This window comes from Enorma sp. (assembly GCF_982429025.1).
Map to the genome: position 1 here is coordinate 43092 of NZ_CEWCAA010000012.1, position 8976 is coordinate 52067.

The following is an 8976-nucleotide window of genomic DNA, read 5'->3' on the forward strand; positions in this document are numbered from 1 at the left end:
GAGGTGGGGAAGATGCTCGACGATTATCGCCGTGCGCGCAAGCTCGGCCATAAGCAGCTTCAGACGGACGTTTCTGCGGGCCGCTACCCGTACCTGCCCGCCCTCGACGATATCCTCAAGGGCGAGGGGTACCAGGGCGAGGTCCCCATGGGCACGATGGAGATCGATATCGACCTCATCGCGGGCACGCGCACGCGCGGGCGTCAGAACACCTTCGCGACGAACTTCATGCCCCTGCCCGAGAGCGGCTCCGAGTTCTCGATGAAGTGGAGCGACCTCATCGACTCGCAGCGCGCTGAGGGTATACGCGACCCCATCGTCGTCTATGAGTTCATGCAGCGCTTCTATGTGCAGGAGGGCAATAAGCGCGTTTCCGTTCTGCGCTATCTGGGGCAGCCGACGATTCTCGCGTCCGTTACGCGCGTGGTGCCTATGCCCTCCGATACTGAGACCTATCGCATCTACCAGGAGTTCATGCGCTTCTTCAGCGTAGCGCCCATCTACGGTATCGTGTTCACCCGCGAGGGCGACTACGTGCGGCTGGCGGCATTTGCGGGGCAGGACCTCGAGCATGCCTGGCCGCAGGAGGTCGTGCGCGATTTTAGCTCCGCGTTCGAGACGTTCCTCGGCGCCTTCCGCAAGCGCGGGGGCGAGCATCTGGGGCTCACGGCGGGGGAGGCCTTCCTTGCCTACCTTGGCGTCTTCGGCTATGACGAGGCGGTGCGCGCGCTGCCGAGCGAGGTCGATCGGCACGTCAAGCGCATGTGGGACGAGTTCGTCGTCAAGCGCGACGGCGGCAAGGTGGCCTATCTGGAAGACCCGCGCACAAGCCGCGCCGCCATCATTCCCGAGCTTAAGAACCTCTATAAGGATGTCGTGCGCTCGAAGCCGTTCCGGGCTTCGTTCATCTACGGGGAAAACCCGCTCGTTGACGGCTGGACGGCCCTCCATGAGCAGGGGCGCTTCGAGCTTGAGCGGCGCCTGGGGGCGACCATCTCGACCCGAGCCTACCGCGATTGCGTCGATGCGACCGATTTCGACCTTGCCGTGGACGACGCACTGGCCGAGGGGTCCGATCTCATCGTGACCATCGCGCCCACCCAGATGCGCGACAGCCTGCGTGCCGCGGTGGCGCATCCGGAATGCACGTTCATCAACTGCTCGGTGAGCCTCTCGCATAGCGCGGTGCGCACGTTCAGCATCCGCTTGTACGAGGCGAAGTTCCTGCTTGGAGCGCTCGCAGCGAGCATGGCGGAAAACCATAAGGTCGGGTATGTCGCCGAGACCCCGGTCTTCGGCAGCGTGTCTGAGATCAACGCCTTCGCCATCGGCGCGGCCATGGTCGACCCGCTCGTGACCGTCTATCTCAAGTGGTTCTCGGCGAAGGATTACGATTGGAAGCGTGAGCTTGCCGAGGACGAGGTGCGGATTGTCTCGGCGCGAGACTATCCCAACCCGGCGGACCCGGACGAGGCATGGGGGCTCTACCGCGTGGAGGAAGACGGAACGACCACGCACCTTGCCGAGCCCGTGCTGAAATGGGGGCGCTACTACCAGCTCATCGTGCAGTCTATCCGCAGCGAGACGTGGCACAAGGAACAGAGCGAGCTTTCGGGCCTTGCGCTCAATTACTGGTGGGGAATGTCTTCTGGCGTGCTCGATGTGGGGCTCTCGGACGGACTGCCCTATGGCCAGCGGGCGCTCATCGAGGTGCTGCGGCAGTCGGTGCTCACGCGGCGCATCGATCCCTTTGCCGGTGAGCTTGCAAGCCAGGAGGGCCCGGTGAAGGCCGCCGAGGCGGGCCGCCTTTCGAGCGAAGAGATCGTGCGCATGAGCTGGCTCAATGCGAACGTGGTGGGCCGCTTGCCCGAGCAACGAGAGCTTTCCGAGGAAGGCTTGGAGAAGGTCGAGGTCAGCGGGCTCATCCCCGTCGATATCGCGAAGCTGCCGCATAAGGGAACACTCGCATGAAGATCCTCGCCATCGCAGATGTTGAGCAGAGCTGGCTGACGACGGGCTTTGACCCGGAGCGCCTGCGCGGCGTGAACATGATCCTTTCATGCGGCGATTTGCCGGCACGATACCTCGAGCATGTGGTTACGATGGCCAATCTCCCGCTTCTCTACGTACCGGGAAATCACGATACCGCCTATCGCTCGCACGCGCCCGAGGGCTGCGATGGCATCGACGGCCGCATTCGCGAGGTGGCGGGCGTGCGCATCATGGGGCTCGGCGGGTCCATGCGCTATAACGAGCGCGTCTACGGGTTTACCGAACAGGAGATGCGCCGGAGGGTGATACGCCTTGCGTTTCAGGCGAAGCTCACCGGCGGCGTGGATATCGTGGTGACCCATGCGCCGCCGTATGGCTATGGCGACATGGACGATTACGCGCACACCGGTTTCGATGCCTTCAACACCGCGATCGAGATTCTGCGGCCAGCCTATCTCGTTCACGGGCACATCCATATGGAGTACGGGCGCATCGATCGCGTGATCGAGCATCCCGCCGGCACGCGTATCGTCAACGCGTGCGGCTCCTATATGTTCGACCTGTAGCGCTGCGTCAGCGGCATGCCCCCGTGTGGAAGCTCTTGCGTGATACGTCCCTGCGTTCGGGCGCTCTTACGCATCTAGGGCCGAAACATGCGGCGAACATCCGTGAAGGGCGCCCGAACGGGGGAGCGGCGGCTGAGCGTGCTCCCCGCAACCGTCTCATTTGTGCAGCTTCACGTTCATCAGTTGCAAGCAGGCGTTATCTGGTATCATGCTAAGGCTGTGCGCACATTGCGGGCGTGGCGGAATTGGTAGACGCGCTGGATTTAGGTTCCAGTGGGCTTCCCGTGAAGGTTCGAGTCCTTTCGCCCGCACCAGCGCGCAGGCGCTCCGCGCTTTGGCCGCAGGCGGCTTATTTTAGGTATACCAGGGTTTCCAGCACCCAACGATACGCTGGCAAGGTAAGAGGAGGAACGTTGAACATCTCTGCATCTGATGTCGAGAACGGCAAGCTCACCGCTACGGTCACCATCGCCGCTGAAGACGTCGACCGCGCGATCAAGCAGGCGTACAAGGAAGCTGCCAAGCAGTATCGCTTCCCGGGCTTCCGCAAGGGCAAGGCCCCGCGTCCCGTCATCGACAGTACGCTTGGCGCGCAGTTTGCCCTGGCCAACGCCACCGAGGCCGTTGTGAACGAGGCGGCTCCCGCCATCCTGAACGAGCTCGATATCGTGCCCGTCAAGGACGGCGACTTCAAGGTCGAGGAGATCGTGAAGGACGGCGAGGAGTACACCTTCTCCGTTGAGTACACGCTCCGTCCCACGCCCGAGCTCAGCTCCTATGAGCCCGTCGCGATCGAGATGCCCCCGGCGGAGGTCACCGAGTCCGAGATCGACGCTCAGGTCGAGATGCTCATGGGCTATCAGACCCGCTTCGAGGACGTCGAGGACCGCGGCATCGATGCCGAGGACTTCATCACCCTCTCCGTCAAGGACGTGAAGGGTGCCGAGAAGCTTGCCGGCGATGACCGCATGTTCGCCATGGGCTCCGGCGTGCTTCCCGAGGCTGTCGAGGAGGCCCTCAAGGGCATGAAGGTTGACGAGGTCAAGGAGGTCAGCTGGACGCCTGAGGCCGAGGGCGATGAGGAGCCCGAGGAGGCCAGCGCCGAGTTCACCGTCAAGAACATCAAGGCCCGCGTGGTGCCCGAGCTCACTGACGAGCTCGCCAAGAGCGCGTTCGGCTTCGATGACATCGCCGCCATGCGTGACGCCGTGAAGATCGAGATCGAGCAGGACAAGGCTTCCCGCCTGCCGTCCCTCAAGGAGAACCGCGCTGTTGCCGCGCTCGCCGAGCGCCTTGAGCTCGAGGAGATGGACGCCGACTACGAGCAGTCCGTCTTCCAGGAGCTCGGCCAGACCTTCCTGAACAACCTTGCCCAGCGCGGCATGAGCCTTGACCAGTGGCTCCAGGCCTCGCAGATCACCTCCGACCAGTTCATCGCCGACCTGCATCGTCAGGCCAACGACGTGGCCCGCGAGTCCCTCGCGCTCGATGCTCTGGCCCGCGAGCTCAAGGTCGAGGTCACCGACGAGGACGTGGACAAGGAGTTCGAGAACGCCGGCGTCGAGGACGTGGAGGCCTCGAAGGCGAGCTTCATCGCCGAGGGCCGCATGCCCGCCATCCGCGACTCCATCCGTCGCTCCAAGGCTTGCGACTGGCTGGTCGAGAACGCCCAGGTTACCGAGGTCGACGAGAGCGCGAAGCAGGACGAGGGCGATACCGCCGACGATTCCGAGAGCGCTGCCGAGTAGCTCGCTTCCGCTGCCGGGGCGTTTGCCGATGTTTTTCGGCGAGCTGCCCGTTGGTGTAGCAGCCCGTGTTCTGGGTACAGTATCATACCGGTAAACCGGCGTCTTCCGTACGGTGCCAGGCCCGCAAGCAGGCCGGGCACCGTACGTCTTTGAAACGCATGAAGAAAGGAGCCCCATGGCGCTACTTCGAACCGATTCCGCGCTCGTGCCCTATGTCATCGAGCAGACCCCGCGCGGCGAGCGCAGCTACGACATCTATTCCCGCCTCTTGAACGACCGTATCGTCTTTCTGGGCGAAGAGATCAACTCCGTGACCGCGAATCTCGTGATCGCCCAGCTTTTGCACCTGGAGAGCCAGGATGCCGAGAAGGACATCTCGCTCTACATCAACTCTCCCGGCGGCGAGGTGTACTCCGGTCTTGCCATTCTCGACACCATGAACTTCATCAAGCCCGACGTCTCCACCATCTGCGTAGGCATGGCCGCCTCCATGGCGGCGGTGCTGCTCGCGTGTGGCGCCAAGGGCAAGCGCTTCTGCCTGCCGAATTCCATGGTGATGATTCACCAGCCGAGCGGCGGCGCTCAGGGGCAGCAGACCGAGATCGAGATCGCGGCTGAGGAGATCAAGAGCATCCGCAAGAACTTGAACCAGATTCTCGCCGATGCTACCGGCCAGCCGTTCGACAAGGTCAAGCAGGACACCGAGCGCGACCATTACCTGCGCGCCACCGACGCCCTCGAGTACGGCCTCGTTGACCGGATTATCGCGAACCGCTCCGAGGCTGCGAAGGGTGCAGAATAATGGCCATGGATCCCCGCTCCGGCATGACCGGCAACCAGGGCGAATCGCAAGGCGGCACCATCCGCTGCTCCTTCTGTGGGAAGGAGCAGGGGCAGGTGCGCAAGCTCGTGAAGGGGCCCAACAACACCTTTATCTGCGATGAGTGCGTCTCGGCATGCGTCGAGATCCTCGAGGAATCGCTCGCCCACGATTTCATGCAGCAGAACCCCGGCTATCCTTACATGATGGGGGAGAACGCCTTCGGCGCAGATGCCTTCGCGACGCCTGAGGTCGAGGCGGTTGATGAGGAGGCGGAGGGCTCGGGCCGTCAGGTCATCACCCGCGTGCCCACGCCGCATGAGATTTACGATGAGCTCTCGCAGTACGTGATGGGCCAGGAGGACGCGAAGCGCGCTATGTCGGTAGCGGTCTATAACCACTACCGCCGCGTGCTCGAGGGCGGGGCTGCCGAGGGGGCGTTCGACTCGAGCGACGGGCGCACCCCCCAGGCTCCGCTCGGAAAACATGCTGCTCCGGCGGACGATCTGGCCGATGTCGAGCTCGCCAAGTCGAACATCCTGCTTCTGGGCCCCACGGGTACGGGCAAGACGCTTTTAGCGCAGACGCTCGCGCGCATCCTCGAGGTGCCCTTTGCCATCGCGGACGCCACGGCGCTCACCGAGGCAGGCTATGTGGGCGAGGACGTGGAGAACATCCTCCTGAAGCTCATCACCGCAGCCGACGGCGACATCGAGCGCGCCCAGGTGGGCATCATCTACATCGACGAGATCGACAAGGTGGCGCGCAAGGCGGAGAACCTCTCCATCACGCGCGACGTCTCGGGTGAGGGCGTACAGCAGGCGCTTCTCAAGATCCTCGAGGGTACCGTGGCGAGCGTGCCGCCCCAGGGCGGGCGCAAGCACCCCCAGCAGGAGCTCCTTGAGATCGATACCACGAACATCCTCTTCATCTGCGGCGGCGCGTTCGTGGGGCTCGACAAGATCATTGCGGACCGCGTGGGCAACAAGGGCATCGGTTTCAACTCCGAGCTCGCCGGCCCCACCTCCACCGACGAGAACGACCTCTTGAGCCAGGTTCTGCCGCAGGACCTCAACAGCTTCGGCATGATTCCGGAGTTCATCGGACGCACGCCGGTGATCACGCACACCGAGGCGCTTGACGAAGACGATTTGGTCTCGATTCTCACCGAGCCCAAGAACGCCATCGTGAAGCAGTACCGCCGCATGTTCCAGCTCGAAGACTGCGAGCTCGAGTTTGAGCCCGAGGCGTTGCGCGCCGTGGCCAAGCTCGCGCTCGAGCGGAAGACCGGTGCCCGCGGCTTGCGTTCCATCTGCGAGGACGTTCTGCAGCGCACGATGTTCGACCTGCCGAGCGAGCAGGGCGTGGCCAAGGTCGTGGTGACCGCCGCCGCCGTCCGCGGCGAGGAGCAGCCACGCCGCGTTTACCGCGCCGCATAGGTAGCTGGTCTGCTCGGGTAAAATCTCCTCTGTCCTCATTTTGCGTAGGACGAAGTTTCTGGACCTCCCGTTATCCGCGCTATACTGGGAAACCGTATGGCTCGGGTAACGGGAGGTTTCATGTACGCCCTGTTCTTCATCATCAGCTTCGGCGCCTCGATTATCGGGGCCATTTGCGGCATCGGCGGCGGCGTGATCATCAAGCCCGTACTCGATGCCTCGGGTGCGCTCTTGCCCGGTACCATCAACTTCCTCTCGGGCTGCACGGTCTTGGCCATGACCTGCTATTCGGTGCTGCGCAACCGTCTCTCGGGCGCAACTTCCATCGAGGGCAAGACGGCGGTGCCCCTGGCGGTTGGAGCAGCGGTGGGCGGCCTCGCGGGAAAGCAGCTCTTCGATATCGTGGAGGGGCTGTTTCCCACGCCCGAGCTCGCAGGTGCCGTTCAGGCGGTCGCCCTCGGCATCATCACGATCGGGACGCTCGTCTATAACCTCAACAAGAGCCGTATCTCCACGCTCAGCATCTCGGGTGCTGCGGCGTGTGTGGTCATCGGTTTCGCACTCGGCGTCATGTCGTCGTTCCTTGGCATCGGCGGAGGCCCCATCAACCTCGTCGTGCTCTATTTCTTCTTCAGCATGGGCACAAAGCAGGCGGCGCAGAATTCGCTCTTCATCATCCTGTGCTCGCAGGCGACGAGTACCGTCACGAGCATTCCTACCGTCGATTTCTCTGTCATCGACCCCTTGCTCATCGCGGGCATGATCTGCTGCGGCATCTTGGGCGGCATCTGCGGGCGCGCCATCAACAAGCATATCGACGAGCGCCACGTGGACAAGCTCTTCAGCGGGCTCATGGTCGTCATCGTGCTCATCTGCGTGTACAACGCAGCCAAGCACCTCGTTTTCTAGGGGCGCAATAATGAAGGAGAGCGACACCGCAGCCGGTATGGAAGAGCGATCCGTCTCTGAGTTCGACGGAGCCGGGGCACCTGCTCGTACATCTGCCGCCATCGGTGGCTACCTGCGAGCTCGCGAGCATGTGTTCGCCGAGGATACGATTCGAGGGGCTCGCAACGCATGGCAGAGCCTGCGTCTCTTCTCGCTCGTCGCGCTTGTCGCAGCGCTCATGGGCGTTGCTGCTTGGGCGTTTCTCACGTGCCTAGATGCGGTTACGGGTTTTCGCGAAGCCCATCTCATCTGCTTCGCGCTGCTGCCGGCGGTTGGCGTCTTCACCGCGTGGCTCTATCGCAGGTACGGCAAGGACGCTGCGCGCGGAAATAACCTGGTGATTGATTGCGCGGTCTCTGGCAGGCGCATTCCGCCCGTTATGGCACCGTTCACCTTTGTGTGCTCGGTTGCCACGCATCTTGCCGGCGGTTCGGCGGGCCGAGAGGGCACGGCGGTCCAGATTGGGGGGACGATTGCCGATGCCGTTTCGCGTCTCTTCAAGCTTGGCGAATACGATCATCAAGATCTCCTCATGGCGGGCATTTCCGCTGCGTTCGGCGGGGTGTTCGGCACGCCGCTTGCGGGTGCTTTCTTCGGTATGGAGATGTGCTTCGTGGGCAAGCTGCAATATCGCGCTGGCGTGTACTGTTTGCTCGCCTCGTTTGTCGGCGATGCCGTGACGACGGCGCTCGGAGCCCCGCGCGAGAGCTACTCCATCGGCATGGTCCCGCAGCTCGGGCCTTCCTCGCTTGCGTTCGCGGTGCTGGCCGCGGTGGTCTTCGGTATCGCGGCGCGCATGTTCTCGGGGGCGATTCGCGTTGTCAAGCGATTCTATGCCGCCCATATCACGAACTACTTGGTAGCGGCGCTGGTTGGCGCGTTCGTGGTGCTCGGGACCTATGTGGTCTTTGGCTTATACGATTACGGAGGACTTTCCTCGTGGCTTGTGGAGGCTGGGTTCACGGGGGCCGCGACGCCCGTCGATGCGTTGCTCAAGCTCGCCATGACGGCGCTTACGCTGGGGGCGGGCTTTCAGGGCGGCGAGGTCACGCCCATCTTCGGCATCGGGGCCTCGCTCGGTGGTTGGCTCGGCGCGGCGCTTGGCTATTCGCTTGGCGTTACGCCGGCGTTCGGTGCGGCGCTCGGCATGGTGGGCGTGTTCGGTTCGGCGCTCAACGTGCCCATGACGACGATCTTGCTCGGCGTGGACCTCTTCGGGGGTTTGGCGGCTCCGTACTTCGTTATCGTCTCGTTTGTGAGCTATCTGGTGGCGGGACACCGCGGCGTGTACCCGGCGCAGCGCATCGTAACGCCCAAGTGGCGCTCGCTTGGCGAGGACCAGGGCTTCACCGTGGCGGATGCCATCGAGCACCACGACACCGGTGTGCGCGATGGAGATGGCGAGTAGGGCGCGTTGCCCCGTGGTTGCCGCACAACGCGGCGAAGCGTCACTCAGTTAGATG

The 8976-nt window shown here is 63.4% G+C and carries 7 protein-coding genes and 1 tRNA gene; all 8 read left to right on the top strand.

What is annotated here, in order from left to right:
• The first annotated feature begins 12 nt into the window (after positions 1–12).
• Positions 13–1971 carry a BMP family ABC transporter substrate-binding protein gene (locus tag AC1VS5_RS03650; protein WP_481217723.1) on the top strand — a complete coding sequence of 653 codons (1959 nt, stop codon included), beginning with the start codon at positions 13–15 and terminating at the stop codon, positions 1969–1971.
• Positions 1968–2558 carry a metallophosphoesterase family protein gene (locus tag AC1VS5_RS03655; RefSeq protein ID WP_417061925.1) on the top strand — a complete coding sequence of 197 codons (591 nt, stop codon included), beginning with the start codon at positions 1968–1970 and terminating at the stop codon, positions 2556–2558. The genes AC1VS5_RS03650 and AC1VS5_RS03655 overlap by 4 nt, the downstream gene beginning before the upstream one ends.
• A gap of 230 nt (positions 2559–2788) precedes the next feature.
• Positions 2789–2872, top strand: a tRNA-Leu gene (locus tag AC1VS5_RS03660).
• A 99-nt stretch (positions 2873–2971) separates the two neighbouring features.
• Positions 2972–4306 carry a trigger factor gene (gene tig, locus AC1VS5_RS03665; protein ID WP_481217724.1) on the top strand — a complete coding sequence of 445 codons (1335 nt, stop codon included), beginning with the start codon at positions 2972–2974 and terminating at the stop codon, positions 4304–4306.
• A 175-nt stretch (positions 4307–4481) separates the two neighbouring features.
• A complete protein-coding gene (locus AC1VS5_RS03670; RefSeq protein ID WP_019128206.1) occupies positions 4482–5108 on the top strand; it encodes an ATP-dependent Clp protease proteolytic subunit in 627 nt (208 codons plus the stop codon).
• Positions 5108–6565 carry an ATP-dependent Clp protease ATP-binding subunit ClpX gene (gene clpX / locus AC1VS5_RS03675; RefSeq protein WP_275060775.1) on the top strand — a complete coding sequence of 486 codons (1458 nt, stop codon included), beginning with the start codon at positions 5108–5110 and terminating at the stop codon, positions 6563–6565. Before AC1VS5_RS03670 ends, clpX begins: the two co-directional genes overlap by 1 nt.
• Positions 6566–6685: 120 nt before the next feature.
• On the top strand, positions 6686–7474 hold the full coding sequence (locus AC1VS5_RS03680) for a sulfite exporter TauE/SafE family protein (protein ID WP_087185658.1): 789 nt from the start codon (positions 6686–6688) through the stop codon (positions 7472–7474).
• Positions 7475–7484: 10 nt separating this feature from the next.
• Positions 7485–8921, top strand: coding sequence for a chloride channel protein (locus AC1VS5_RS03685; RefSeq protein ID WP_481217725.1), 1437 nt, complete (start codon positions 7485–7487; stop codon positions 8919–8921).
• The last annotated feature ends 55 nt before the right edge of the window (positions 8922–8976 follow it).

Excerpts from the sequence above, each read along its gene's own strand:
- AC1VS5_RS03685 (WP_481217725.1), top strand. The coding sequence starts at position 7,485 with ATGAAGGAGAGCGACACCGCAGCCGGTATGGAAGAGCGATCCGTCTCT.
- AC1VS5_RS03650 (WP_481217723.1), top strand. The coding sequence starts at position 13 with ATGCTCGACGATTATCGCCGTGCGCGCAAGCTCGGCCATAAGCAGCTT.
- AC1VS5_RS03670 (WP_019128206.1), top strand. The coding sequence starts at position 4,482 with ATGGCGCTACTTCGAACCGATTCCGCGCTCGTGCCCTATGTCATCGAG.
- AC1VS5_RS03655 (WP_417061925.1), top strand. The coding sequence starts at position 1,968 with ATGAAGATCCTCGCCATCGCAGATGTTGAGCAGAGCTGGCTGACGACG.
- AC1VS5_RS03680 (WP_087185658.1), top strand. The coding sequence starts at position 6,686 with ATGTACGCCCTGTTCTTCATCATCAGCTTCGGCGCCTCGATTATCGGG.
- clpX (WP_275060775.1), top strand. The coding sequence starts at position 5,108 with ATGGCCATGGATCCCCGCTCCGGCATGACCGGCAACCAGGGCGAATCG.